Genomic DNA, 26,177 nt, shown 5'->3' with positions numbered 1-26,177 from the left:
TGAGGCGGCAAAACTATCTTACTCAGAGGCGATCGCAGCCTTGAATTCTGCTTTACTTATTGCACCGGATTATATCGTTGCTCTCAGCCGCAAAGGGATTACGCTGCACAGTCTGGGTGATTTGCAAGCAGGGCTAAGTGAATTTGAGGCGGCAAAACTATCTTACTCAGAGGCGATCGCAGCCTTGAATTCTGCTTTACTTATTGCACCGGATTATATCGCTGCTCTCAACAACAAAGGGATTGCGCTGCAAAGTCTGGGTGATTTGCAGGTACAGCTAAGTGAATTTGAGGCGGCAAAACAGTCTTACTCAGAGGCGATCGCAGCCTTGAATTCTGCTTTACTTATTGCACCGGATGATAACTATGCTCTCAACAACAAAGGGATTGCGCTAAAAATACTGGGTGTGTTACAGGCAGAATTATCTGAGGGACAGGAAGCACTCAAGAATTTGCAAGAGGCGCTGGAAATGTTTAATCGATCTTTAGCCATTGCTCCTAATGACGATAGGGTTCGCAATTGGCGCGATTCGCTGCAAGAATTTCTCGATAATTTGGGTGACGATACTGTCAGCAGTTAGCTCGATGAGAACGAGTAAAAACGCGGCATTAAGGAGGAGGATGTGTCCACTTAACTTACACCAAAAGTTCAGAGGATTTACGCACTCCGACAAAGAAACCGGGTTTTTGGCCGAATCTGCGAATCACAACCAAGTATTCAAGGGAAAAACCCGGTTTCTGGCCACCCATGCGTCAGCCTTCAAAGAAACTACGGGGTAAGTACCGATCGCTATTTGTTGATGTTAAAATTGAAAACAGTAGCTAAAGGAAAAATGCCATGTCAGAACAAGACATCGCTAAGATCATTACGATCGAACCGGGTAAGCGAGGTGGTAAACCTTGTATTCGAGGTATGAGAATTACGGTTTATGACGTGTTGGAATATCTTGCTTCTGGGATGACTTACCAAGACATCCTAGATGATTTTCCCTATCTCACGCAACAGGATATTTTAGCTTGCTTGAGTTTCGCAGCTAAACGAGAGCAGTTTATGTTAGTTGTTCGGTGATGAAACTACTGTTATTTGACCAAAATCTCTCTCCTCGTCTCATCAATCTCCTTGCTGACATTTATCCGAATTCGGCTCATGTTGATGCAATTGGATTACCTACCGCACCCGATCGCGAAGTTTGGGAGTATGCTCGTCAGCATGACTATATTGTCGTTACCAAGGATGCGGATTTTAGCGAATTGAGTCTATTGTTGGGATTTCCTCCCAAGGTAATTTGGATACGGCGCGGAAATTGCTCGACGCGGGATATCGAGAGGCTACTAAGAGAAAACTATGATGCGATCGCAGTTTTAAGTGACACTCCTAATAGCGGTATTATCAGTTTGTTTTAATAAAAACGTTTAAAGAAACCGGGTTTTTGGCCGAATCTACGCATCACAACCAAGAATTATCGAAAAAACCCGGTTTCTGGCCACCCGCGCGTAAGTCCCAAATTTGCTAATATAGACCCAGAAAATATCAAAATATAAATATGAACGAATCGCAAATACCCCAAATTCCTTGGCTGCCATTAAGCCGAGAAGCCCACAAACTATCAGTTACCGACAGATTAGCTCTAGTCAACGCGATTGTTGAGTCCATCAGACAGGAACTCAGACCCCGCCAACCTCTGCTGGATGATTTTGTGGAACCCGTGACTGGGCTAGCAAAAACTGATACACCACCCGCAACAAATGACGAATTTGAAATTAGATTGCGGCGCGATCGCAAAGGTGCGGCAAAGCGACTCAGAGGGCTAGCAAAAACTGATATGCCACCTCCAACAGATGCCGAAGTTGCCCTCATGTTAGAAGAGCGTTTGGTGGAGAAATACCTAAAATGAAGGTATTAATAGACACCAACATTATCCTCGATAGTTTGCTAGAACGAGAACCGTTTGTAGAGGATGCTGATGCTTTATTTGAGGCGATCGAAAATGAGCAAATTGAGGGATATGTAACGGCAACAACCTTAACAAATATTTTCTATATAGTCAGAAGGCAAACTCGCAGCCTCGATCGCGCTAGGCAAGCTATTGCTGAAACACTAGCATTAATGAAAGTATCTGCCGTCGATCGGCACGTTTTGGAAATAGCATTTGCATCTAATTTAACCGATTTTGAAGATGCCGTGCAGTTAGCTTGTGCGCTGTCAGATAACTTGGAGGCGATTGTAACCCGCGATGCAGGAGATTTCGCTGATGCCACCTTACCAATTCTATCACCTAAAGAGTTATTAAAACGTTTGAGATAAGCTTGTAGGGTGCGTCAGTCTTTAGTTTACTCATAAAAATTAGGGTTTTCCAACTGACGCACCTTACGAATTGGGCGACACTCCGACAAAGAAACCCGGTTTTTGGCAGAATCTACGGATCACAACGAATTATTCAAGGGAAAAACCCGGTTTCTGACCACCCGCGCGTCAGCCCTAAGACTTGATACCTGATGGCGCATAATTCTTGCTCTTTTCCGATTCCAGGTATTGCTTGTAAGCCACTTCATCGCCGCCAAAAGAATCGATCGATACCTCTCGTTTCGGCATCGATTTCAGAGGAGCATCGATCGGGTTGTACCGACAGTAACACATCACAATTACGTCATACTCGCTCATCGGAGTTGGAATATCAGGCGTGTATGTTTGCACCCGCACAACTTCCCAATCGCTGACGCGATAATGAGTATTGTGTGCGTGCTCCTGTGGATCGTGTTCTGACTCCACCCGCACAAATTCTACAGGGCGATATCCCGGTTCAGGAATCGGTTCCTCAGAAGAATCCCAGTTTTCTGCAATAATAAAAGTTAGAGCTTGGCTGTGTTGGAGTTTTCTCTCTCTCCAGCCTTCATCTTCACCTGACTCAGCTTGAAAAACAATGTATTTTTGCATCACTCTTCCTCCTTTTCTTCGATATAGTTGGGAAATTTTGTTTTCCCTTTGAACACGCAATCAACTTCAAAAATGTAGTTATTTTCGATTTCCTCAATGTCGATCAGTTTCCAGCCATACTTCTTTTGCATATCCCGGCATTTCTGCGGGTTGGTGGCGCTGTGTCGGGAGATATCCCTCTCTGAATCGTAGCGCAGCCACCTATTTGGATCGTTATTTGTCATTATTGATATAGCTCCTGTGTTGGCTCTACAACATTGGAGAAGTCGTCTTGGCTCGGTGTTTGCAGCACTGTGTCAAGGCGCATCTTTAGAGTTGATTTATTTTATGATAATACCCAATCATGCTTTAATACCCTCTTTATTCCAAGGCTTTCACTGTTGTAGGACTGACGCACTCCGACCAAAGACACCGGGTTTTTGGCCGAATCTACGAATCACAACCAAGTGTTCTCGTAAAAACCCGGTTTCTAGCCACCCATGCGTCATTCCTCAAAGAAACCGGGTTTTTGGCCGAATCTGTGCGTCACAACGCAGTATTCAAGGGAAAAACCCGGTTTCTGGCCATCCATGCGTAAGCGCTAAAAAGAACTTAACCTTGCAGCTTACCGCCCAGATTGTCTTGGCGATATACCATCAGCCCGCCTCCGACGGATCAGCACGCTCATCACCTGCTTCGGGTTCGCCGCACGCTGTACGGGACTCCAGTCGCCCACTTCTGCAAATCCCAGGCGGTACAAAGTGAGTATGGTTTCCCTGACACCCTTCGGCGAACCGACAACCGTTAACAGCACCACTTCCTGTTCGCATACTGCTGCTGAGTCGTCATTTGGGCATTGGGATTTGTTGTCGTCAGGCACGAATTCCTGTGACATAATATGTTCTCCTGGTTTTGGGTTTTCTAGAAAAACCCAAAAACCCAGCCGCCCCGCATTTCAAGACATAGCAGGGCGGCTACAGAGGATGTTAAAATGCTCCGTTAGCCTCCAGACTGCTGTGATCAGTTTGGCGGTTATGCTGTCCATTGCTGCTACCAACAGCTTTGGGCAGTGCAACTAGATTTTTGGGCGACGCGGGCTGCCTCCTCTACAAGCAAGCAACCTCTCACTTCAAAGCGTAGCCGCATAGGGGGCCAGCCGTCAACCGATTTTAGATTTTAAATTTTGGATCTTAGATTTTGGATTTACTCGTTACCAGCGTCAGCGGCCCGAAACCAGTTAGTTGGGCCGAAATGCTAAATTAAAAGTAATGTTGCTTTAGTACAACCATGTCCAAACGACTCACCATTGCCCAAGCACAGCAGCAGCTTCCAAACCTACCCCAAGAACTTATCAATGAGCCTATCATCATCACTCAAGATGGCGTTCCCGTGATGGCTGCAATCAGCTACACGCATTTGACTGAACTGTTAGAAACCTTAGATATTCTCACCGATACAGAATTCGTTGCCAAATTGCGCCAAAGCATCACCCAAGCACGCCAAGGCGAAACTATTTCCTGGGAAAATGCCAAAGCAAAATTGGGACTATGAATCGCGAAGAAAATGCGATCGAATATGAGATCCAGCTTACGCCACTGGCACTGGAAATGTTGGAGGCAGTCAATCGATTTTAGATTTTAGATTTTAGATTTTAGATTTTAGAATTGAAGCATTGACCCCACGGATAAATTCGGGGGATCCTTTATCGGATACAGGTTTTTTATTTCTGGACGGATGAATCCGGGGGCTTGTATCCTGGATGCTTTCGGTCAAAGATCGACGAGAACAGGAAAAATTGCGCGATCGCATCGATCGACTAAAAGTTGAACCACAAAAGCAAGGCAAAGCCCTTGTAGATAACCTATCAGGATTTCGCAGCATCCGAGCTGTTGGACAGCGCTATCGTATAGTTTATCAAGTCGAACAAGATCGAGTTCTAGTTGTTGTCGTGGGATTAGGGAGACGTAAAGATGGTGACAAAAAAGACATTTACACCATCTTAGAAAAACTGTTAGAGCCGTGATTGTAACTTCTTATATCCGGCGTATTTAAGCCGAATAAATATCATTTGTATGGACACAACAGTGTTGTGTCCTTTGCCTGCGGTAATCTCACTCCTCGCTAACAGCCAAACCAGACACCACAGGGGCGATCGCATTTAACTTCAAAACAGGGTGTTCTCCTTCCACCTGTCGGCAATTCCACTCATTTCTAAACAGCAAAACAGGCCTTCCCCAAATATCTTTCACTGTCACCGTATTAAACAGCCGCCCAACTTTTTCCAGCGCTTCCCAACCCCCGTCAACCCAACGAGCTACACTGTAAGGCAACATATCGATCGTCGTTTCCACATTATATTCCGACTGCATTCTGAACTGCACCACCTCAAATTGCAACTGTCCGACAGCCGCCAAAATTGGCTCGCGTTTCGACTCGTCAACCGAGTACATAATTTGCACTGCACCTTCTTCCTGCAACTCAGAAACGCCCTTCCGGAACTGCTTAAACTTAGAAGGATTGGGATTTCTCAAAAAAGCAAAAAGTTCGGGAGAAAAACAGGGAATCCCTTCATATTCCAGTTTTTGGCCGGTGTAAATAGTATCGCCGATCGCAAAAACCCCCGGATTGTTCAAACCGATCACGTCGCCCGGATACGCAACATCGATCGACTCCCGATCCTGAGCAAATAACTTTTGAGGTCTTGACAAACGCACCGTTTTACCAGTGCGAGCGTGAGTCACGTTCATGTCCTTTTCAAACTTGCCCGTACAAACCCGAATAAACGCCACCCGATCGCGGTGTCTCGGGTCCATATTCGCTTGCAATTTAAACACAAACCCGCTAAAGTCTTCATAAGTTGGCGGCAACTCTCCGGCGCTGCTCTTGCGCGCGATCGGTTTCATAGCGTAATCTAAAAACGCATCTAAAAACAGTTCCACCCCAAAATTGCTCATCGCGCTGCCAAAGAAAACAGGCGTCATTTTTCCCGCCCGAACTAAATCTAAATCGAGTTCAGTTCCCAACTCATTCAGCAGTTCCAACTCTTCTTTGAGCTGATAGTAAAGGTCTTGTTCCAACAAATCTTCAATGCGCGGATCGCCCAATTCGATGACGGTATCAACAGCAGCGCGAGAACCGTGTTTAGTCCGCTCAAATAAATGAATTTTCTGCCCTCTGCGATCGAAAACACCTTTAAAGCGATCGCCCGTACCTATCGGCCAATTTACCGGATAAGTCTGCAACCCCAATTCCTTCTCTATTTCGTCCAACAAATCCAAAGGATCTCTGCTAGGGCGATCGAGCTTATTAAAGAAAGTAAAAATAGGCAAACTTCGCAGCTTGCAAACTTCAAATAACTTCCGAGTTTGCGGTTCCAAACCTTTAGCAGCATCCTCCAACATCACCGCATTGTCAGCCGCCGCCAGAGTGCGATAAGTATCTTCGCTAAAATCTTGGTGTCCCGGAGTATCGAGCAGATTAATGTGATATTTTTTATACTCAAACTGCAAAACAGTAGAAGTAATAGAAATTCCCCGCTGCTGTTCCATCGCCATCCAATCAGATGTAGCGTGTCGCTGAGCCCGCCGCGCTTTCACAGAACCTGCTTCGTGAATTGCACCTCCGTAAAGCAGCAGCTTTTCTGTCAAAGTAGTTTTCCCCGCGTCGGGGTGCGAGATAATAGCAAAGTTGCGCCGGCGCCGCGTAGCAGTTAGCAGTTCAGTTTCGAGTTCAGTTGTCATCACAAATTAGGTAGGGGAATCATCACCCGATCGCCATTATAGCCTGTGCTACAGTTGCTTTTAAAGGTAAAATTATCACTAAAGTCAAGGAACAAAAATAATATGTACGACTCCGACAAGCGGAAGCTGCTATCACTGGTATGCCACGGGGCGATTTTTTTCAGTACGTTACTGTTCTCGATCGGAGCCCCGATCGCTGTATTGTTAGTATCAGATGACCCCGTTGTCAAAGAAAACGCCACAGAAGCGATCAATTTTCACCTTAATGTATGGGTGTACAGCGCCGTAATTGTGGCGTTAACTGTCGTCACTTTCGGTCTTGCTGGCTTTATCCTAGTGCCAATAGGTTATCTGCTGCACTGGGGACTGACAATAATGGCTATCCTCCACGTTTTGCAAACTCCCAACCAACCTTACCGCTACCCTTTTATTTTCCGAATAGTTTAGACAGCAAATCGCGCTTCACCATCGATTTCAAAAACCCGATTTCTGCTTGAATAAATCGGGTTTTTAATTGTTTGAGAACAGAAGGAAGAAGCAAGAAGGAAGAAAAATAAACTTTCCGCAATGCCCAATGCTATAAAAGCGCAATTCCCAATGCCCTGTGCGGGCCAATTCCCAATTCCCAATTCCCAACTTTCATCGCATTTCAGCAACTCTAGCAGTCTCTGTCGGCGGCATAACCGCATCTTTAGCATTCAACTTTTGATTCAACTCGCGAATCCGGCGCGACAGCAAGCGAATAATATTCACAGCAATTCCAGGCGTCTCATCAATAGCATCGTAGAGCTGCATTTGAGTCAGCATCAAACACTCTGATTGTTCCAGAGTAGAAATAGAAGCCGATCGAGGTTCCGCATCAAACAGCGACATTTCCCCGAAACAAGCCCCCGCTTTCAACTGTGCCAAATCCCGATCGCCTATATGAACCCGCACCGTTCCCGATACCAAAATATAGAGCGATCGACCTTCTTGTCCTTCCGTAAAAATCCTGTGTTTGGCAGGAAACGAAAGTTCATCCATTACCGATGCTAGACGCACGAGAAAATCATCCCGCAGTTCCTTAAAAATCGGAACCTCCCTGACCAACAATAGGCGTTCGACGCTGGTTAACATAGTGCGATGCAGTGATTAATTTAAACTTAAACAAAGAAAGAGGAATTGGGCATTGGGAATTGGGCATTGGGAATTGACCGGCACAGGGCATTGCGGATAGTTTATTTTTGTTCCTTCTTCCTTTTCCCTATTCCTTCTTCCTTCTTCCTTCTTCCTTCTTTACCTTTTTCCCCCAGCACCCAACTCTGCCATCATCTCTTCAACTTGAGCTGATACCAAATTATCGGGGTCATTTTGCAGCCTGGGCAACAATTCGACCAAAGCCCGCGGCGAAGCTATTTTCAAATAGGCTAACACTGCTTCGCGGACAAAACCTGTCGGGTGCTGCAGACAAACGAGAGTTTGTTGAGCCGTAAGGCTCCAGCGCGCTTCCCTCGCCAAGTGAAAGCAGCAGGCCAAAGCCCAATCCGAAAGGAAGTGGCGCAATTCTAGCAAGCGGCGCAAACGATCGCTAGGGGCTAGAGGTTTGTAAACCATCAATTCGGAGAGATTGCTCAATTTTTCTCTTTCCGAGTGCTGATCCAACAAATTGATCAGCGATCGCTTCCTAGCTATATCCACAGTATTATCGAGAATTTCCAATCCCCTAGCAACCAAAGAAGGTTGGCCCGAAGCGATGTTGAAAGCAGCGGCTTGTATGGTTTCCAGCGGATAAAGAAACTTCATCAGCAAAAAACACCGCTCCCTAGCATCAGCTTCCAATCCCGACAGAGCCCGCTGCAACAATTGAGCCGTATCGTTCGCAGGTTTCCCGGCGCTGTTGGCATCTGGCTCTGAGAAATTGCCGTAGATTGTTAATCCAGACAAATCTACCAGACCTGCATAAATTTGACCGATAAACATTAACTCCTGTTCGATAAGAGTTTCCAAGCCGCTGCGGCCGATCCGGTCTAGAACCCCTTCTATCCCCGCTTCTGAAGGCATTTTCAACAGGATGCGGAGGATATTGCGCCTCGTCGTGCCCCAAGCCGTCATTAAATTGCTCACCAAAATGTCTATCGCCTCCACAGTCCCAATTTGACCCAGAGCCGTCCAAGCTTGCAACCTGATCAAATCCGACTTGTGGATATCCTCAGCCAAATGCACGAGCAAAGGAATCGCATCGTTGTGAAGCTTGACTATAGCCTGCAAAGCCGCTTCTCTAGTCGATTTGTAACCGAGTCCGCGCAGCAGCGAAGGATAATATTCTTCCGAATGAGTAGACGAAATCACGTCTAACAGAGCGCGGCGCACTCGCAGAGATTCATCTTGCAACAGATTGGGGATGTGCAGCCGCAGTCCTTGCAAATAATCAGCTTCTCCCAGAGCCCGCGTCCCCATAACACGTTCCCGCTCTTGCTTGTGCGTCAGCATTTGCCGCAGCGTATTAGTAGCCTCTGCCTTTTGCTGGCGATCGCCCCTTCTCATAATTAAAGCAGCCGCCGTACCCCGCACTACCGGATCGACCGTCGGCTGCAAGTAAGGCCGCAAGCTGTCGATATTCGGTTCAGCTTCCGTCAGCCAGATGTAGCGCAAAGCCAAGGCCAGCACCTCGGGGGGCAAGGATTGCCGCGAAAGCGCGCGGACAGCATCTAAGTATGCGGGGCTCGGGTGTTGCAGCATAGTTTCCAAGCTCTGGCGCTGCAAAACCGCCGGCAGCGAATCGAGGAGAGGGGCCAGAACTTCTCCGACATTTTTGGGGTCAATTTGCGTCAGGAGTTCAATGCAAGAGCGCTTTTCATCTTCGCCCCCCGGCTGTTCCAAAGTTTCCACCACTGCGCGCTTGAGAGCTTTGAGGTCAACGTCAGTGACCCCCAAGCGCCCCCGTTCAGCACTTTTGACCAACAAACCCACGTATTGAGACCGGATCAGCCAGACCACAAACACCCACAACAGCGCCAATATGACGATCGCGCCAATAAATATCAAGCTTTGCTGGTCGTGAAATGCCTTTTCCTCTTGCTGGGGGAGTATCTTCTGCGTCACCCACAGCATAATCAGGATGCCGACCCCTGTAGCTCCGCAGGACAAAGGTTCGCCTACACCGTTGACCAGAGTTTGAATGCCCGATCGAATATTGTCTGGAATCGGTTGAAATAAAACCGGGCTAACGGTTTCCAACAGCGTGTAGTGCAGCAGTTCGTCTAAAAATCTCAGCAGTATCAGCCCGATGAACACAGATACTAGCTGGCCGAGGGATGCTCCTATGGTCAGCACCCCGAGTATAGCGATACCCGCCGGCAAAATCATCGCCGTCACGAATACACCGATTCTTTCCACCAACCGGCTCGAAGCGAACCACTGAGTCGCCACTTGAAACAGGCCTTGTATGCCTTCGTAAATGCCCAGGAAGCTAGCGATCCAGCTAGCTCCGTCCCCCGGGTTTTGGTATTCTAGCTGGCTGTAGAATTGGAAATCTACCAGGACGTAGAGGACTTCTGCGAGGACGAAGAAACTGACTAGAGGTACGGCGTATTTTTGGAGCGGGCCTGTAACTTTGCGGGCGGTAAATTCTTCTTGGTCGTCTTCGTCGTCATCCGTCCAGTGAGCCGTTTCCGGGAATGCTTGGCGGTATTTTTCCGTGAGGTAGTAAAGTAAAACGGAGCCTGTCGCCACCATCAACCCCGATATGAGGGTAACGTTTTTGAGTCCGACTAAGTACAGCAAAACAGGCAGAGAAAACCCGCTGACTACTCCAGCCACTAGATAGCCGCTGCTGACTAGCGGATAGGTGCGCTTGATTTCTCTAATGTTAAACAGTTGGTTGGAAGTGATGGAAGTGTTGAGGTCGTTGAGGACGTAGCAAGCTTCCACCCACAGCCACATCAAAAAAATAGTAATAAAAGCGATGCTGATGCCAGCTATCTTAGTATTTTCGTAGCCGATGCCGAATCGAAACAAAAATAGCGGTACCGACATCATTCCCAGAACAACTACGACGGTGCGCCTCAGCGGCAGGATTTTTTGCAGCCACGAGTAGACAAATCCCAAGCCAGAACCGATAAAGGCGCTGGCTATGTAGATAAAGGGCATTTTGTCTGCACCGTACTCGTCTAAAAACAGACCTACTGTGCTCAGTTCCAGCCAGATCAGCCCGACCGAGGTTAGAGTGTAGACGAGGAACATCAGTACGGTTCGCTCTACTTCTTCCGATCGCAAGTTCAGCGACCGTAGCACTCTTTGTCCTGCTCCCGCCCAAGCGCTGATTTGAAAATTTTCCATGCTTAAGAGTGCGTTAATATCCCCATTTGTGGTAGCCTTTCACCGATATCCGGCAGGGGAGCGATCGCCAGTCGGTCGATTTTAGATTTTAGATTTTAGATTTACTCCACAGACGAATCTAGGAGCTCGAACTAGGGTCTAAAATTTTTTGCCCTCCACGACAAAAGTCGGAAACTTCTATCCGTTTTTGGGCGGGGTCATTAGTCCACCGTCACCAGTCTATTACTATTGACTGATGACTCATGACTAATGACTATCTTTTTATACTTTCTTGGGCGACAGCAGCATCATCATACTCCGTCCTTCTTTTTTCGGGGCTTGCTGCACTTCTGCGATTTCCTGCAAATCTGTGGCCATGCGCTTGAGCAAGTCCTCTGCTAGGTTGCTGTGTTGGATTTCCCGACCTCTGAACATGATCGTGGCTTTTACTTTGTCCCCAGATTTGATAAAGCGGTCTGCTAGTTTGAGGCGCACTTGGTAGTCGTGTTCTTCAATTTTGTAGCGCATCTTCACTTCCTTCACGTCGGCAGTGTGCTGCTTCCGTTTTGCTTCTCGCGCTTTCTTTTCCTGCTCGAATTTGTACTTCCCGTAGTCCATTACCCGGCATACGGGTGGGTCAGCTTTGTCGCTGACAAGTACCAGGTCGAGTTCTTTTTCTTCTGCCAGGCGCAGCGCTTCTGCAGGCGTCAATATCCCTAGTTGCGCGCCGTCGGTATCGATTACCCGGATTTTGGGGTATCGAATGTTTTCGTTGATCTGAGGTAGATTGCGATTTTGTCTTCTTTCAATCACAGGCATGAATGGTTTTACAAGCAGTAGTTTAATAGCGAAGCTTCTTGATAGTTACAGCTTTGAAGGGCCAATATTTCAGTTGGACGATCGAACTGTTTTGTAAGATGTTACCCTTACCGGACGTAGTACCGCGCCCTCTCTCCCCTCAGATTCATCTTTGGGGAATATTTGGACGATCGTAAATGAAGTCTTACAATACTTGCTATTCTACTCAGTCTGGCTGAGTTTCTGCCTAGTTTTATTTTAACTTCACACACGATCGCCCGCCCCCAGGCCAAATTGATGACAAAACCGTCAAAAATTCACGGTAAAAGGTTAACGATGAGGTAAAAAGGCTTTTCCTACCCCATCAAGCCGGGTCTGGCAAGTCCCCCAAGTCACCTGATTTGCCTTGTAGAATATGTATAAGCAAGTGTAAATTTATGTTGCGAGCTGAGGCACAATTGACAAATTCTCTGCTGTGGCACCAACGGGTGGGAACTCAACGAGACTGGGTGTGGCGGGGTTGGCAAACTCGCTACAGTTATTTGCGGCCTGATAGGGCTGCCCATCAGGCGGCGATTAAATTTCAAGATTCTAAGGCCGAGGCAATTGCCCCGGCCTCATCGGGAACGCCGATTATTTTACTGCACGGTTTTGGAGCTTCGATCGGGCACTGGCGGCAAAATCTCGCTTTCCTTGCCGAAAACCACACGGTTTACGCTTTGGATTTGTTGGGGTTTGGCGCTTCCCAAAAAGCTCCGGTCAACTACTCGGTGTCTTTGTGGGTAGATCAAGTTTATGATTTTTGGCAGACTTTTATCAGAGAGCCGGTAGTCTTGGCAGGAAACTCGATCGGCTCGCTGATTTGTCTGGCGGCAGCGGCGGCTCACCCGGACATGGTGGCCGGCACGGTGATGATTAGCCTCCCAGACCCCTCTGTGCGAGCCGAGGCGGTGCCCGGATGGCTGCTGCCGGCAATCGAAGCTGTAGAAAGTTTGTTTGTTTCCCCGATCGTACTCAGGCCTTTGTTTTATTTTGCCCGCAAGCCTTCCTTTGTCCGCCGCTGGGTTGGCTTTGCCTACTCCAACCCCGAAGCTGTCACCGACGAATTAGTAGAAATTCTAGCAGGGCCTGCGGGCGATCGGGGAGCGGCCCGCGCCTTCTGCGCTTTATTTAAAGCTGTGGGCAGTTCACAGTTTTGCCCCAGTGTCAAGAGAGTAATGCGAAATTTAACAATCCCGATGCTGTTAATTTGGGGCAAACAAGACCGGATGGTTCCCCCTCGGTTCGCCCGACCCCACCAATTTGTCGAATGCAATCCCAATTATGTAGAGCTAGTTGAATTAGATAATGCGGGCCACTGTCCCCAGGATGAATGCCCCGAACAAGTAAATCAAGCAATTTTGAACTGGATGAAGCGGAATTTTGTACCTGCGGGCAAGAGCAAATTGCAGCGCTGTTGATCGGACACGGGGCGGTGCGTTGCTAATGGAAAAAATAACTTGCGGGTATCGATCTGGCTCAAAAATAAAGTTGCTAGAACTCGATCGCACCCAGTAGTACGGTATAGCAGATGTTGAAGGCTGTAGCTGCGAAGCTGACCGGGTAAAAAGAAGTCCGGGGGAAGGCGCAATCGACCGCTTATGTTTCAGCAATTAAGAATGTCCTAACCGTCAGGGCGGTTGCTAGATTACAAAAATTCCCTCTCTTGAGAGTCAGTCGATTTGAGGTTCGAGATTGACTCCACAACCGCTATCTGGAGGCTTGAACTAACCTAAAAACTTTTTTGCTGTGGGCGACTCCTGCTAGAAAGCAAGTCTCCGTCTTTCTGTGATGTCATTTATCTACTGTTATTGATGGTTGCTGTTTGAGCAAGTCAGAGATTGACACAATCACCAAGATAGTGTATCTTCTCTAACTGGTAGTACACATCCCTGTTATGCAGTTAGTCGAAAGGCAAGTCATCAAACCAAATCACAGGTTTTACCCACAAGCCGATCGATTGTCTTTGCGATCGAAAAAACTCTCCAACTGCCATAACTAGATCTACCGACGGTCAAAACTTTTTCTCAGGTCAACCAACCAATGCTCTGGCTGTCGATCGTGCACTCAAAAAGAGTGTAAATGACAAAGCATTACCCGCCAAAGTAACACACAAAACTCTCCGGTTACTGCTGAAAACATGGACTAGCTATCATAGTGTCAAATTGGCGGGCGCGATCGCGATGGCCCAACTAAGTTTTAAGCAGCACCGAAAATGCCTGACTAAACAATCCCGAAAAAAAGAGAGCAGGGGCGCTATGTAGTTGTATTTAACTCTCAAGCTGTCAGCAAAAAGGCTTTTCCCAAAGAATATGCCATTTGGTCTGGAACTAAAATTTGGCGGCATTGAAAAGTTACCTAAATCTTGGAAATCCGGATTGTTCCCGAGGTAAGTTGTTAAGTTATCGAGGTAGTTTAGGAAAAGTTAGAACAAAACACAAATGTAAAGCGGATTATAACCGTTGCCGCAACAAGCTTCGCGAATATTAAAGAGCTATGAAACCCCTCTCTTGAAAAACGGTAAAATTCTAGATTCTAACTTGTACCTTATAGCTTCAAGAAACACCTTGTTTCTTGCTCCTAAAAATAAATACCTTACCTTGTGCCAACAATCTTTCAGTCAGCTTACAACCGATCGCCCCCAACTATACGGGAAAGTTCAAAAATGCCACAATCAGGCATTTCGGAGCCTGTTAACGCATAAAAAAGTCAATTTAGCCAACAACTGACGGCTCCCAGCCCCCGGTCTGCTGGCGGCTAACTGCTGAAAGCCGATCGGGCAAGCAGTGCCTTTCCAGCTTTTGGCAGTAACGCAAACGAGGAAAAAACTGTCGTGAAATTCCACTGGCTACTACCGAGTTTCTTAAGTGTATTTTTGCTCGCCGGAGCCGCCGAAGCAGCTAGACTGCAATCTTGGCGGTTTGATGCTTCAGAGAACCGGCTTTACATTACAACAGACGGGGGAGTACAACCCAAGGCTCAACTGATTTTCAACCCGACGCGGTTGGTAATCGACTTGCCGGGGACGAGTCTGGGTCGTCCGTCGGTCAGCAAACCGCTCTCAGGGGCGATCGAATCGGTACGGGTAGGGCAGTTTGACAACGATACCACCAGAATTGTGGTCGAGATCAGAGACGGGTTTACTCTAGACCCTGAACAAGTAAAATTCCGGGGGATTTCTGCGAGCGAGTGGACGGTGGATTTGCCAACGCCGGTGCGGGGAGGAACGGAAAATTCGATTTCAGAGCCTGGGGGAGAAAGGTTATCGGTTCAACCTTCAGCACGCCAAGCTCAGTCGGTAGAGGCGACTGTAGTTCAGAACGTTCAGGTGACGGCGGACGGTTTTTTAGTCGGGACGGCGGGCGGCAGGCCCCAAATTAATTTTGAACAAAGTCGGGCCGGGGACATTGCCACCCTCGATATAGAAGGAGCTACTTTAGCTCCTGGTCTGAGCAGCCAACAGCCTCAAACGAACGGCAAGCACGGGGTTGACAAGATTGAAGTCCGGCAACTGCCAACAGACCCGCCCGTTACCCGCGTGACTTTGCGGATGAAGAATTCTAATGCTCAGTGGCGGGCGTCTGTGAGCAATTTGGGCGGGGTTGTGCTATTGCCTGGAAGTGTAAGACAGCCGTCGGTTTCCCGCCGCCTGGCTGTAGATCCCCCGGCGAGACAAGCACAAGGTAGTTTGGCGAGAGTTCAGTCAATAGATTTAGCCAGTAACGGCACGCAACTGGTGGTGAGAACTGACCGCCAAGTCTCCTATACCAGCGGGTGGGATCAGGGGTCGAGAGCTTACTGGATCAGGATCGCCTCTAGTTCCCTGGCGGGGCAAATTCCTCAGCTCGATGCCAACAGTCCTGTATCGTTTACTGCCAGCCAAGAAGACGCGGAGACTGTGGTGATTTGGGTGCAGCCGCGATCGGGGGTACAGGTAGGCAGGGTGACGAGGCCGAGTCCGCAGTTGCTGTCTTTGCAGTTGCGATCGAATGCTAGCGCGCAGCCGTCTGCGACTCGCACTCCCAGCCTGCAACCTTTGCCGAGAAGGACTTTCGGAACTGAGGATTTGCCCCAAGCTTCTAACCGCCGCGCCGTCGTAGCGATCGATCCGGGCCACGGTGGCCGCGATCCGGGGGCAGTGGGCATTCAAGGCATTCAGGAGAAAGAGATTGTTTTAGATATCTCTTTTCAGGTGGCGCGGCTGCTGGAACAGCAGGGGGTGCAGGCGGTGATGACTCGGACTGACGACAGCGAAATCGACCTGGAACCCCGAGTTTCTTTGGCGGAACGGGTGAATGCTACTTTGTTTGTCAGCATTCACGCTAATGCGATTAATATGAGTCGGCCGGATATCAGTGGGATTGAGACTTATTATTTCAATAACGGTCAAGATTTGGCGAGGGTGATTCACGCCAGTATTTTGGAGGGGACGGGGGCGACTGACCGCCGAGTTCGGCAGGCGCGATTTTATGTTTTGAGGAAGACTTCTATGCCTTCTGTTTTGCTGGAGGTGGGTTTTGTGACGGGTGCTGAGGATGCTGCTAGGCTTTCTGACCCAGCTTACCGCAGTCAAATGGCGGCTTCGATCGCTCGCGGCATTTTGCTTTATCTTCAACAAAGATAATATATTGCCGCAGGGATTGGTAATGGGTAATTGGTAATGGGTAATTGGTTGTTTGTTATTTGTTATTGCTAGCAACTGACAACTGACCGCTGCCAACAAACCACTGCCCAATGCCAAGTGACAACCGACTATTGACAATTAACAAATGACAACAGACTCTGGACAACAAAGAATCGGTATTTTTGACAGCGGCGTGGGGGGTTTGACTGTTTTGACCCAGTTGTACCGACAATTGCCCAACGAATCGATACTTTATTTTGGTGATACGGCAAGGCTGCCTTACGGCACTCGCGCAGCGTCGGAAATTGTGGAGTTTGTCCGCGAAATTATGACCTGGTTGGTGGAACAGGATGTGAAAATGGTGATTATGGCCTGCAACACCAGTTCTGCTTTGGCGATGGAGATGGTGCAGGCTGAATTTGATGTTCCGGTGCTGGGAGTAATTCTGCCGGGGGCGCAGGCTGCGGTGCAGCAAGGCAAGCGGATCGGGGTCATCGCAACTCCTGCTACGGCTGCTAGCAATGCTTATCGAAATGCGATTTTGGAGATGGACGATTCTTGTCGGGTGTGGCAGGTTAGCTGTCCGGCTTTTGTGCCGCTGGTGGAGCAAAACCGGATTCACGACCCTTATACTTGTGAGGTGGCTCGCGAATATTTGGCTCCTTTGATTCAGCAGCGCATCGATACGCTGATTTATGGCTGCACTCATTATCCGCTGTTGGCTCCGGTGCTGCGATCGCTTTTGCCTGCTGGGGTGACTGCGATCGATCCTGCGGTGCGGGTGGTGGCTGCTGCTGCTAGAGAGTTGGAGGTTTTGGGGCTGCGGAATTCTGGTAGTGCGCTGCCGACTCGTTTTTGCGTGAGCGGCCCTCCGCAGCAGTTTGCCCAGTTGTCGGTGCAGTGGCTGGGTTGTACTCCTGCTGTTGAGAAAATATCCCTGCCGACAGTTGTACGTAGCGAAGCGGGGCGTAAGCCATCGCCTGTATCGCTGGAATCTGCAGAATAATCCCGCAAATTTATCGGTTGTTTGATAGAGCAAATCTAACCCCCCAAAACCCAGGTAAAGCTGGCTTTGGGGGGTTTAATTATTGCGATCGAAGCTAGCAATAACACATCAATTTGTAATAAAATGCAACAAAAGCTTTGATAAACAATGCAAATAATGTCCTATACGCGCTGGAGCTATTCAGCCTTGAACCATGTCACCCTACGTATCGCAAGCAGTTTTACTTGTAGACGGCTATAACATAATTGGACTTTGGCCTCGACTTCGAGAGAAGCGCGATCGCGACGAACTCGAAACAGCTCGCCGCGAGTTGATTGAGGTTTTGGTTAACTACAGCGCCGTTCAAGATTTTGAGGCTCGACTGGTGTTTGACGCGCACTATCGAGATACTCCCGGCGTTAAAGAAATTATTACTAAAAATTTATCAGTGCACTACACTGACTTCGGTCAGACAGCAGATACCTATATTGAAAAATCTTGTGCTAGTTTGCGCTACGAGTTGCGATCGGTCAAAGGCAAATGCCGCATGATAGTCGCCACCTCAGACCGAGCGCAGCAATTGACCGTAGTCGGCTACGGTGCCGAATGGATGTCCGCCGAACAACTAGCGGCTGACGTAGAATCCACCGCCCGCCGCAGCGAGCGCCGGCACAAATCCCGCAAACAAAATTCCAGTCGCTTTCTCGCCAGTTCCCTCGATCCGGAATCCCAGCAGCGCCTCGCCAAGTTGAGAATGGGCCTGCATTAGCTGCTGAAACCCGCTCGCTGTCTGACAAAAAAAAAGTTTATCAAAGGCCTTGCCAAATCGAGTAAGTTCAGCTATTGTTAGTAATTGTGGGTAACAAAAACCCCCAATCCTCGGTAGCTCAGTGGCAGAGCGGTCGGCTGTAATGAATGCAAGCCTTTGGCATCAACCAAAAGCCCTAGTGACATAGCAGCTCTATCCGGTAACGGGTACTGAAAAATCGGGTGAATTCAAGGAAACCGCAGCACTTCGGGTGGCGGCAATCTTGAGCCAAGTCTGGCGAAAGGCAGCGGTTGCGATCGCAAGTAGCCGGAAAGGTGCAGAGACTAGAGATGAGGAGCCTAACCAATAAATCTCAGAGCGCCCGACATCCGACGACAGATCGCACACATGATTTGTAGGGATGATGAAATAGTCCGCCCCCTTCGGAAACGTTGGGATAAGTGTAACCGATTGGTCGTAGGTTCAAATCCTACCCGGGGAGTTAGTAAAAGTCTGAAGTTGGAATTTTCCAGCTTCAGATTTTTTGTGTTTGTTGCGCTGGCGAAATAACATTCCGATTCAGCGGCTACTAATAACCTGGAACTCATAACCAGCGACGTTCGTGAGTCTGTTGCACGAGAATTGTTATACAGGATTATTTAGAGTGCAGAAATGCAATCATATATCAGCTTGTTCATTGGGCTAGCTTTAGAGAAATACTTCAAAATATAATTCCTACGGATTTCAGTCTCTTTACGACAGCCTACTGCTGCTGACAAAGATAACCCATCTGATTTTCCAACCTGAGGCATCATACAAATACTAAATATATAGTTTTTTGCTTATCAGTTTATTCATCGTAAGGTGCGTCAACAACTATATTTTCGAGTTGACTCAACTATCTGGCTGACGCACCTTACCGAATACTACCGAATACTAAACATCGCGTTCTGTCCGCACCCATTTGGTTTGCCGCTTCAGGAGAAAACCCAGATATAAAGGGATTTTCCACAGGATGTAAAAAGGTACGGATAAAAGAGTTGCGCCGGAAATATCGGCACGCCCGAATTTTGCCCAAGCGCTGACAATTGAAACTAAAATTAGCAGTCCTTGTACAGCTAACAATATCGCAGGAATCGGGGATGTTCCGATAATTGTTGCTAGTATGGATGCTGCAAAAGCAGCTAGCCAGATAGCTACTAACAGCGATAGGGGAGGGACGGATAAGTCGAGGGCGATCGCCAATAAGTCAAAACGTTTTTGCTCGACTGAAGCTGCTGTCAGCCGGGGAGTTTGAGTTAACAATGTCTGTATGTGACCGTGTTCCCATCTGGTTCTTTGACTTTTAGCTGCTTGCTGCTGCTGCGGCAAACACCCGGTGACGTTTGCTTCGGGGCAGAATACTGTTGGGTGTCCGGCGATCGCCAAATCCAAACTCATCTGCATATCTTCAACAATATTGCTGCTAGCTAGGGAAACCGATCGAATAATCGACCAGGGAAAAGCCATGCCAGTACCTGTTAGTAATGATGGTAATCCTAACTGTTTTAACCCACTGGGACGAACTAAGTTTTTTACTAGAAATGCTAAAGCAGAAATGGAATCTTTAGGAGTAGGATTTGGTGGTTGTTCCATGAGATAAGTTGCTTGCACTGGTCTTTGTTCGGCAACTGCAACCCGGGCTAATTTTTCTATAGAGTCTGGCTGACAGATGCAGTCTGCGTCAACCATGATGACTACTTCGGGGGGGTCGGATTCGATCGACCGCAAGCCGAAATCCAGTGCGTATCCTTTGCCCTTGCGTTGTGTGTCTTGTCGCTCGATCGCACTTGCACCGCAGTTGCGGGCGATTTCTGCCGTGGCGTCCGTGCAGTTGTCAGCAATCACTAACAGGCGGTCTTGAGGTGTTAGCTGCGGCAATATGGTGGAGATGGTGGCGGCAATTCCTGCTGCTTCGTTGTAGGCAGGAATTAAAACTGCTACTTTGGGGCGGGGCGCATTAGTTTCTGCTGTAGACCCGAAGCCGGAGAAGAAAGCTGCACTGCATTCTAGAAATAGAACTGCAACGGGAATGAGAAGGATCAGGGCGATCGCCCATAGCACAACATCAATCAATAGGAACAGTAGCTGATTAATTTCCACAATTCTAGTACCTTAATTTAATTTGATTCGTGGGGTTCATTGAGTTTATTTAATCTAATTACACCTTGGTTAACTCAATGCACAAAGCTATCTAAAGTACGATCGTATCATGCCCTGAAAAAATCACCGTTATCACCTTTGTTGTAAAGACTTAAGTCCTCATAAAACTACTAGGACTGGCGTCTTCACTACAAATTAATTTGATTGCGGTTGTGCGATCGCAAATACAGCCGATTCCACGTTTATGAAGGACACCCGCCTATCGATCTATCCCGCCGTAGGGACACGGCACGGCGCCGTGTTCCTACTTCATAAACCTGGAATACGCTGTAATATCATATCATGTCACTTATGACAATGTTAAGTCACTCAATTTAATTAAACCTCAAAGAAGCCCAAACTGGAGAAACCCGGTTTCTAAAAGAAACCAGGTTTCTGGGTGTTCTATTTTCAATCAACTAAACACTTAATCGATGTTTAACATCAAATCCGGTTGCATAGGAATCATAAAATCGAGTCAACAGTTAACACTCAACCATTCAGTTTTTCGACCCCTCCTTCTACAGTCAACAATCATTTCGCTCGTGCAACCGGAATTGATATAACTCATTCATCCCCTGTGGGTGGGCATTCAGGAAGCCATCTCCAAACTCAAAACTACGTTCAAGCTACGCTGCATCGGGGATAGCAAAAGGTTCAGATTTTTTGGTGGTGAACTGTGCGGGGGGCGCAAATTCTCTGATATATCTCGACACCGATCGCAAATATCCCACTTCTGCTTGAATAGAATCCAGCGTAGAAAGACTCTCAACTAAGTCATCAAATTCATCAGCAGTAACTCCAGCAGTGTTCAAGACTTCTTGGTTAAGCCGCCCGTATATTCCTTGCAGGATGAGCTCGATAATCTCCCTGTAGTCAGCGATTTCCGTTCCGTAACCTTGCAATTTTTTCGGATGGATTCCCCACTGCAAAATCTTCAACAAGTCTGCGGGGGAACTCCACGCAAAAGAGGAAGCAATCACTTCTTTTTCCGCTGCGACAAGAGCGTGCTTGATTTGCACTTCCGGGAAATCTAGATCGCCGATTAAGCTTTCCAGCTTCGACACTTGTTTATCTAACACGCGCAAAGAAAAAGGAGCTAATTCTACAGTCACCATGTCGCCAGCATCATCAACAATTCTAAAAGGATCTTCCAACACATTAATTAGCAGGTGAATGTCTGTAGGCTTTTTCCAGTCAAACTGTCCAAGGAAAAACGGTTCTTCATATCCCGGCAAAAGTCCTTGAAAATAAATCGGCAGGTTTTTGCCTGATTCAAGAATTTTATAAAGGGCTACTTCCAAGGTTTCTGTCGGCCACCCGAGATTGCTCACGGCGACAAATTTCAGTTTTCCGGGAACGGATACAACCAACGAATTCAGCAATAAATGTACGGCTTCGACAAGATTTTGAGCGGTTACGTAGCGGTGGGGAGCGTGAACGTTGACAGTTTTACCTTGCTGTACTTTTTTGGACATTTGCTCGCAGAACAAGCTATTTTCCAACATATGAGTAAAGCGAACCATCCCGTAAGTGACATCTCCTTCTTGAGCTGCTTTGGCAAATTGCCATTCGGCAAACTTCTTCGAGGCGGCGTAAACTTCGGTTGTAAAATATCGAGATGTTTTGCCTGTGGAAGAGAATACGCAGTGTTCTATGCCGTATTCTTCGCAGAGTTGGATGATGTGTTTACATCCTAACAGGCTGGTTGTAACTGTTTCTCTGATTTTGATTTCAGCTAGTCCGGGTTGGCGTTGGGCTGCTAGGTGAAAAACTATTTCTGGTTTTTCTACCTCAAATATGTGTTTGAGCGCCTGGAAGTTGCGAATGTCGGCGGCATAGAAAGTTACCGCACCTTCTCTGGTAAAAAGCGGGAGATTTTCTTCGGGGTTTTGACATCGGGCGCTGTCTGCGGAAATGATTTTCGTTGCGCCTAGTTCGAGGAGTTTTTCGATTAAGAAACTGCCCACACATCCTTCTCCACCGGTGATGAGGATGCTTTTTCCTTTGATTTTGCTACTGACTGCGGATTTGTATAGGTGAATGGTGCGACCCCGCACGTCGCTAAATGGTTCGCTTTCTAATTGTCCGTCGGCTTGATAAGCTGCGATTAGCTGTGCGGTGAGAGTTTGTAATGCCGCGAGGATTTTAGGATCTTGCGGTTCTGGGGAACCCGGGGGAACTAGCTGCTGGATGCGATCGATGATTTCTGCTTTGCTGGCACCTTCAAACATTTCTGAGGGGTTAAATGCACTCTTCACTTTTTGGTCTCCTTTAATTTCTAGGAATGCGGTTGCTGATTCAAAATTGTTAAACAGATTTTTGATGGACAGAATCTTGAAAAGCCTGTCTGGATTTAGGATTTTTTAGACTGAAAGCTACTTAATCGGAAAGATAGGCGATCGGCTCTGCTACTAATTACTTGTTTTAAGCCTACTTGTAGTTTTATTAAGCGCTTTTTTACCTGCTTACTTTTGCGATCGGCAAAGTCGGAACCTTCTCTGTCCAAAATTTGTCTCTACAACTATAAACTTAAGTTGCTGACTGTTGGCAATACTCAGAACAGATCTTTACCATTTCTTTGTAATCACCTGCGAGTTTTCACGCAATTTTAAAGTTAATGTAAAGTAGGGTCGGTGTTTAAAAAACTTAACAATATACTTGAGATTGATAATAGCATTTTATTAATTTTAAAAATGTATTTTTTGCTACTAAACAAACTAAAAGGTTTAAGTAATAATACGCATAATAATGCCAATATTTGCGTCTGCTCAAAAGATTGCTGCTGGATGGGTGGGGTAGTGCTGTGGCTACCCCTGTATGTGTGCTGCTACTAGGCGCGAACAGTGCGTTCTTTTTTGCTGCCTTCAAAGCCGCGAGCGTCCCCAACATCGTAGCCTCCGGTCCGCAAGCGGCGGTCTAAATCGCTGGGTTCGGGAGAAGTTTTGGCCGCTTCTTCGATCGTCACTCTGCCTTCAAGCACCAGTTTGTAAAGACCCTGGTTGATAATCTGCATTCCTTCGTAAGTATCGTGTTCCATTAATCGGAAAGCTTCATCATCAGCACCTTTCATCAAGTAATCGTGCATGGCAGGTGTATTTATCAAAATATCGTGAACTGCTACCCGACGGTTGTCAACTGTGGGCAGCAAAAGTTGGGCAATTACCGCTACTAGAGAATCGCAAATTTGAATCCGCATCGCCTGTTGTTCCTCGGGCGGATAGAGGTTCAACAACCGATTAATAGCGTTAATGGCGCTGCGAGTGTGGAGAGTTCCCAATACTAAGTGACCAGTTTGAGCTGCTTGCAATGCTGTATTGATGGTAACGCGATCGCGCATTTCCCCAATCAGAATTACATCTGGATCTTCCCGCAAAACAGCCCGCAAAGCCTGCTGAAACTCGTGGGTATGCAAGCCGACTTCCCGCTGGCTGACCAAGCATTTTTTAGAAGGGTGAATGAATTCGATCGGGTCTTCAATTGTAACTACGTGCTTCTGCTCCATCTGGTTGAGGTGGTCGATCATCGCAGCTACGGTTGTCGATTTCCCCGAACCGGTCGGTCCTGTAACCAATATTAATCCCTGCGATCGCAAAATGATATTTTTGAAAACTTCTGGCAACCTCAAGGAATCGATAGTAGGTATTTCCAAACTAATCAACCGCAATACAATGGCACCGCCGCTGAGGGAATCAAAACAGTTTAGCCGACACCGCACAAAACCAGGGTAAAAAATTGCTGAATCTAATTCCTTGGTAGTTGCAAACTGTTTTCGCTGTTCGGGGGTGAGAATTTCGGCTAGGTAATTTTCAAAAATTTCTGGCGTTACTTTGGGGTGGTTAGTTGCTACTTGCATGACGCCCCGAATCCGAAATCGAGGTACTTGGCCGACTCGAATGTGAATGTCGGAAGCCGAGGCGCTATGGGCATCTCTGACCATTTGTTCGATCGTGCTGACGGGTGTCTCGACTGGCCGCTGCTGGACTGGGGGCGCAGGAGGCGCGGGTGTTACAGCCAAGGGCGGCGGCGGCGGCGGTGTTCGTCGGCGGGCTTGAGCCTCTGGTTGAAGGGGTGTAGGATTGTTTAATGGGTTCATTTTTTGCTCTCCAGTCAGTCTATTTTAGATTTTAGATTTTAGATTTTAGATTTACTCCAGAGATTAATCTGGGAGCATGAACTAGAGTCTAAAATTTGGGTATCGAGCCTGACTCAGTGTCGGGGGCTTGTATCCGTTTTTGGGCGAGGTCAATGTAGATTTATTGCGAAAAAATGCCCGATTTCTAATCTAATGGCTCGCAGCTAATTCGGTGCTAAATGCTGAGAATATTTTACAATTAGGCTTGATGGGGCGATCGAGTAATTAACAATTTAAACTCCTATGAACATCGGTCACAAAATTGCCGACTGGCTCGAAAATCGCGCTGTTACCCCCGCCTACGCGGGCTGGCTGCTCTTGGGGATGACGGTTTTCTTTTTTGGGTCGGCGACTAATACAATGTCTGGATGGCTGTACGTGCTCAGCGGTGGGGGTTTGGCGCTGTTGGGAGTAGCAGCGGTTTTGCCAGCAAAATCGCTTCGCGCCTTGGAAGTCCGCCGCCGCCCCATCGAACCGGTGAGTGCGGGCGATCGAATCACCGTCGAACTAGAAATCGAAAATCGGGCCCGCGAACCTAAGACTTTGTTGCAAGTGGTAGACATCTTGCCGTTTGTACTCGGAGAACCGATTGTGCGCCCGATCGAGGTCATAGAGCCTGAGAGTATGCACGTGCATACATACTACCTGGAAGTCCGGCAGCGGGGCGTCTATCGCTGGCAAGAGGTAAACTTGAGGACGGCAGCGCCTTTAGGGTTGTTTTGGTGCCGGCGCAGTCGCCCAGTCAAAGCGGTGGCGGTTGTCTATCCGCAGGTTTTGCCGTTGAGCACTTGCCCTTTGATCGATCGCATCGGTCAAGAAGACAGCCCGCAATTTTACAATCGCACTCGATCGCAAACTGCTACCGAAGGTCTCACCCGCAACCTCAGACATTACCGCCACGGAGACCCCACCCGCCTGATTCACTGGCGCACCAGCGCCCGCTACGGAGAACTGCGGGTGAGAGAGTTAGAAGTTGCAGCAGGCGGTCAAGAAATTATTATTGCTCTCGACAGCGCTGCGGCGTGGCAGCCAGAAGAATTTGAACGAGCCGTGACTGTAGCTGCATCCCTGTACTTCTATGCTAGCAAGCGCCTGTTAAACGTCAAACTTTGGACGGCCGGGACAGGACTCGTCTCGGGGAACCGCGTAGTTTTGGAAACTTTAGCGGCGGTTAATGCTGGGGAAGATGCGGTTGAGAATCGGCCGGAACTGCCGATAATTTGGCTGACTCAAAACTCTGCAACTTTAAGCACTCTTTCCCCAGGCAGCCGCTGGGTACTCTGGCCGTCGGCAACTGCTGAAACCGGCGAAAAAACTTTAGTCAAACACGATTTACCTGGTTTGAAAATTCGCCCTGACCGACCGTTAGAACTTCAGTTACAAGATACTCTGGAAAGAGCGATTAGTTATTAAGATAGTCCGGGAGGCAAGCTCTTCTGGAAAGAGCGAGTAGTGATGAAGACAGCACTTACGGACTACGACTCCTCGAAACCGGGTTTTTTACCACCAAATCTGCGTCTTACAAGGCGTCTTTTCGTAAGAAAGCCGGTTTCTGCGGCCCCATGCTTAACTCCTAGAAGATTGACTTCATGAGTTTTCAGATATCAGAAGGTTTTCCCCTTTGTCATCACATATTTTGGGCCGGCTAAGAGTGCCCACCACAATATTTTAATTCTAGAGAGATAGTTTAATTTAAATGGCGATCGGCTCGATCGAAC

At 47.8% G+C, this 26,177-nt stretch carries 24 protein-coding genes and 1 pseudogene; 13 read left to right on the top strand and 12 right to left on the bottom strand.

What is annotated here, in order from left to right; genetic code table 11:
* From QUA80_RS13870 to QUA80_RS13850, 5 genes and pseudogenes are all read left to right on the top strand, one after another.
* Nucleotides 1-580: pseudogene (locus QUA80_RS13870) on the top strand (hypothetical protein); the annotation flags it as partial.
* A 257-nt stretch (nucleotides 581-837) separates the two neighbouring features.
* The gene (locus tag QUA80_RS13865) at nucleotides 838-1,068 is read left to right on the top strand and encodes a DUF433 domain-containing protein (protein ID WP_333425345.1); all 231 of its coding nucleotides are present in this window, start codon (nucleotides 838-840) and stop codon (nucleotides 1,066-1,068) included.
* Nucleotides 1,068-1,403 (top strand): DUF5615 family PIN-like protein, encoded by a 336-nt coding sequence (locus QUA80_RS13860; RefSeq protein WP_333425343.1) that lies wholly within the window; start codon nucleotides 1,068-1,070, stop codon nucleotides 1,401-1,403. Before QUA80_RS13865 ends, QUA80_RS13860 begins: the two co-directional genes overlap by 1 nt.
* Before the next feature lie 140 nt (nucleotides 1,404-1,543).
* Nucleotides 1,544-1,894 (top strand): hypothetical protein, encoded by a 351-nt coding sequence (locus QUA80_RS13855; RefSeq protein WP_333425341.1) that lies wholly within the window; start codon nucleotides 1,544-1,546, stop codon nucleotides 1,892-1,894.
* Entirely contained in the window at nucleotides 1,891-2,304 is a 414-nt protein-coding gene (locus QUA80_RS13850; RefSeq protein ID WP_333425339.1) for a PIN domain-containing protein, read from the top strand. Before QUA80_RS13855 ends, QUA80_RS13850 begins: the two co-directional genes overlap by 4 nt.
* A gap of 174 nt (nucleotides 2,305-2,478) precedes the next feature.
* On the opposite strand, the gene QUA80_RS13845 is transcribed toward QUA80_RS13850, so the two are convergent.
* From QUA80_RS13845 to QUA80_RS13835, 3 genes are all read right to left on the bottom strand, one after another.
* On the bottom strand, nucleotides 2,479-2,934 hold the full coding sequence (locus QUA80_RS13845) for a hypothetical protein (protein WP_333425337.1): 456 nt from the start codon (nucleotides 2,932-2,934) through the stop codon (nucleotides 2,479-2,481).
* Nucleotides 2,934-3,158, bottom strand: a complete 225-nt coding sequence (locus tag QUA80_RS13840) for a hypothetical protein (protein ID WP_333425335.1) — start codon at nucleotides 3,156-3,158, stop codon at nucleotides 2,934-2,936. The genes QUA80_RS13845 and QUA80_RS13840 overlap by 1 nt, the downstream gene beginning before the upstream one ends.
* Before the next feature lie 380 nt (nucleotides 3,159-3,538).
* Nucleotides 3,539-3,808 (bottom strand): hypothetical protein, encoded by a 270-nt coding sequence (locus tag QUA80_RS13835; RefSeq protein ID WP_333425333.1) that lies wholly within the window; start codon nucleotides 3,806-3,808, stop codon nucleotides 3,539-3,541.
* A gap of 392 nt (nucleotides 3,809-4,200) precedes the next feature.
* On the opposite strand from QUA80_RS13835, the gene QUA80_RS13830 reads away from it, so the two are divergent.
* Nucleotides 4,201-4,464 carry a prevent-host-death protein gene (locus tag QUA80_RS13830; RefSeq protein ID WP_333169902.1) on the top strand — a complete coding sequence of 88 codons (264 nt, stop codon included), beginning with the start codon at nucleotides 4,201-4,203 and terminating at the stop codon, nucleotides 4,462-4,464.
* 208 nt (nucleotides 4,465-4,672) lie between these two features.
* The gene (locus QUA80_RS13825; protein WP_333425331.1) at nucleotides 4,673-4,936 is read left to right on the top strand and encodes a type II toxin-antitoxin system RelE/ParE family toxin; all 264 of its coding nucleotides are present in this window, start codon (nucleotides 4,673-4,675) and stop codon (nucleotides 4,934-4,936) included.
* A gap of 88 nt (nucleotides 4,937-5,024) precedes the next feature.
* Here the strand turns inward: QUA80_RS13825 and prfC are convergent, their stop codons facing one another.
* Nucleotides 5,025-6,653, bottom strand: coding sequence for a peptide chain release factor 3 (gene prfC, locus QUA80_RS13820; RefSeq protein WP_333425329.1), 1,629 nt, complete (start codon nucleotides 6,651-6,653; stop codon nucleotides 5,025-5,027).
* Between the two features lie 102 nt (nucleotides 6,654-6,755).
* On the opposite strand from prfC, the gene QUA80_RS13815 reads away from it, so the two are divergent.
* The gene (locus tag QUA80_RS13815; RefSeq protein WP_333425327.1) at nucleotides 6,756-7,100 is read left to right on the top strand and encodes a DUF4870 domain-containing protein; all 345 of its coding nucleotides are present in this window, start codon (nucleotides 6,756-6,758) and stop codon (nucleotides 7,098-7,100) included.
* Between the two features lie 192 nt (nucleotides 7,101-7,292).
* On the opposite strand, the gene QUA80_RS13810 is transcribed toward QUA80_RS13815, so the two are convergent.
* The 3 genes from QUA80_RS13810 to infC form a co-directional block, all read right to left on the bottom strand.
* Nucleotides 7,293-7,769 (bottom strand): Crp/Fnr family transcriptional regulator, encoded by a 477-nt coding sequence (locus QUA80_RS13810; protein ID WP_333425325.1) that lies wholly within the window; start codon nucleotides 7,767-7,769, stop codon nucleotides 7,293-7,295.
* Between the two features lie 159 nt (nucleotides 7,770-7,928).
* On the bottom strand, nucleotides 7,929-10,970 hold the full coding sequence (locus QUA80_RS13805; RefSeq protein ID WP_333425323.1) for a HEAT repeat domain-containing protein: 3,042 nt from the start codon (nucleotides 10,968-10,970) through the stop codon (nucleotides 7,929-7,931).
* Between the two features lie 261 nt (nucleotides 10,971-11,231).
* Nucleotides 11,232-11,768, bottom strand: coding sequence for a translation initiation factor IF-3 (infC, locus tag QUA80_RS13800; protein ID WP_006635262.1), 537 nt, complete (start codon nucleotides 11,766-11,768; stop codon nucleotides 11,232-11,234).
* A 416-nt stretch (nucleotides 11,769-12,184) separates the two neighbouring features.
* Here infC and QUA80_RS13795 point away from each other — a divergent pair, with 416 nt between their 5' ends.
* Entirely contained in the window at nucleotides 12,185-13,207 is a 1,023-nt protein-coding gene (locus QUA80_RS13795) for an alpha/beta fold hydrolase (protein ID WP_333425321.1), read from the top strand.
* Between the two features lie 1,253 nt (nucleotides 13,208-14,460).
* On the opposite strand, the gene QUA80_RS13790 is transcribed toward QUA80_RS13795, so the two are convergent.
* Nucleotides 14,461-14,631, bottom strand: coding sequence for a hypothetical protein (locus QUA80_RS13790; protein ID WP_333425319.1), 171 nt, complete (start codon nucleotides 14,629-14,631; stop codon nucleotides 14,461-14,463).
* Here QUA80_RS13790 and QUA80_RS13785 point away from each other — a divergent pair.
* The 3 genes from QUA80_RS13785 (at nucleotide 14,620) to QUA80_RS13775 (ending at nucleotide 18,164) form a co-directional block, all read left to right on the top strand.
* Nucleotides 14,620-16,410 carry an N-acetylmuramoyl-L-alanine amidase gene (locus QUA80_RS13785; protein WP_333425317.1) on the top strand — a complete coding sequence of 597 codons (1,791 nt, stop codon included), beginning with the start codon at nucleotides 14,620-14,622 and terminating at the stop codon, nucleotides 16,408-16,410. The genes QUA80_RS13790 and QUA80_RS13785 overlap by 12 nt on opposite strands.
* Nucleotides 16,411-16,555: 145 nt before the next feature.
* Nucleotides 16,556-17,416 (top strand): glutamate racemase, encoded by an 861-nt coding sequence (murI, locus tag QUA80_RS13780; RefSeq protein ID WP_333425315.1) that lies wholly within the window; start codon nucleotides 16,556-16,558, stop codon nucleotides 17,414-17,416.
* 193 nt (nucleotides 17,417-17,609) lie between these two features.
* Nucleotides 17,610-18,164 carry an NYN domain-containing protein gene (locus tag QUA80_RS13775; RefSeq protein WP_333425313.1) on the top strand — a complete coding sequence of 185 codons (555 nt, stop codon included), beginning with the start codon at nucleotides 17,610-17,612 and terminating at the stop codon, nucleotides 18,162-18,164.
* 192 nt (nucleotides 18,165-18,356) lie between these two features.
* Here QUA80_RS13775 and QUA80_RS13770 read toward each other — a convergent pair whose 3' ends face one another.
* The 4 genes from QUA80_RS13770 to QUA80_RS13755 all read right to left on the bottom strand — a co-directional run bounded on the left by QUA80_RS13770 (nucleotide 18,357) and on the right by QUA80_RS13755 (nucleotide 24,420).
* Complete coding sequence (locus QUA80_RS13770; RefSeq protein WP_333425311.1) at nucleotides 18,357-18,551, bottom strand: hypothetical protein; 195 nt, start codon at nucleotides 18,549-18,551, stop codon at nucleotides 18,357-18,359.
* A 528-nt stretch (nucleotides 18,552-19,079) separates the two neighbouring features.
* Nucleotides 19,080-20,285, bottom strand: coding sequence for a glycosyltransferase family 2 protein (locus QUA80_RS13765; protein ID WP_333425309.1), 1,206 nt, complete (start codon nucleotides 20,283-20,285; stop codon nucleotides 19,080-19,082).
* A gap of 668 nt (nucleotides 20,286-20,953) precedes the next feature.
* Nucleotides 20,954-22,585 carry a polysaccharide biosynthesis protein gene (locus QUA80_RS13760; protein ID WP_333425307.1) on the bottom strand — a complete coding sequence of 544 codons (1,632 nt, stop codon included), beginning with the start codon at nucleotides 22,583-22,585 and terminating at the stop codon, nucleotides 20,954-20,956.
* A 572-nt stretch (nucleotides 22,586-23,157) separates the two neighbouring features.
* A complete protein-coding gene (locus QUA80_RS13755; RefSeq protein ID WP_333425305.1) occupies nucleotides 23,158-24,420 on the bottom strand; it encodes a PilT/PilU family type 4a pilus ATPase in 1,263 nt (420 codons plus the stop codon).
* Between the two features lie 282 nt (nucleotides 24,421-24,702).
* Here QUA80_RS13755 and QUA80_RS13750 point away from each other — a divergent pair, with 282 nt between their 5' ends.
* The gene (locus QUA80_RS13750; protein WP_333425303.1) at nucleotides 24,703-25,872 is read left to right on the top strand and encodes a DUF58 domain-containing protein; all 1,170 of its coding nucleotides are present in this window, start codon (nucleotides 24,703-24,705) and stop codon (nucleotides 25,870-25,872) included.
* Nucleotides 25,873-26,177: the final 305 nt, after the last annotated feature.

It is taken from the genome of Microcoleus sp. F4-D5, assembly GCF_036704885.1.
Taxonomy (GTDB): Bacteria; Cyanobacteriota; Cyanobacteriia; order Cyanobacteriales; family Microcoleaceae; genus Microcoleus.
This window is presented reverse-complemented; position numbering and strand designations above follow the sequence as displayed.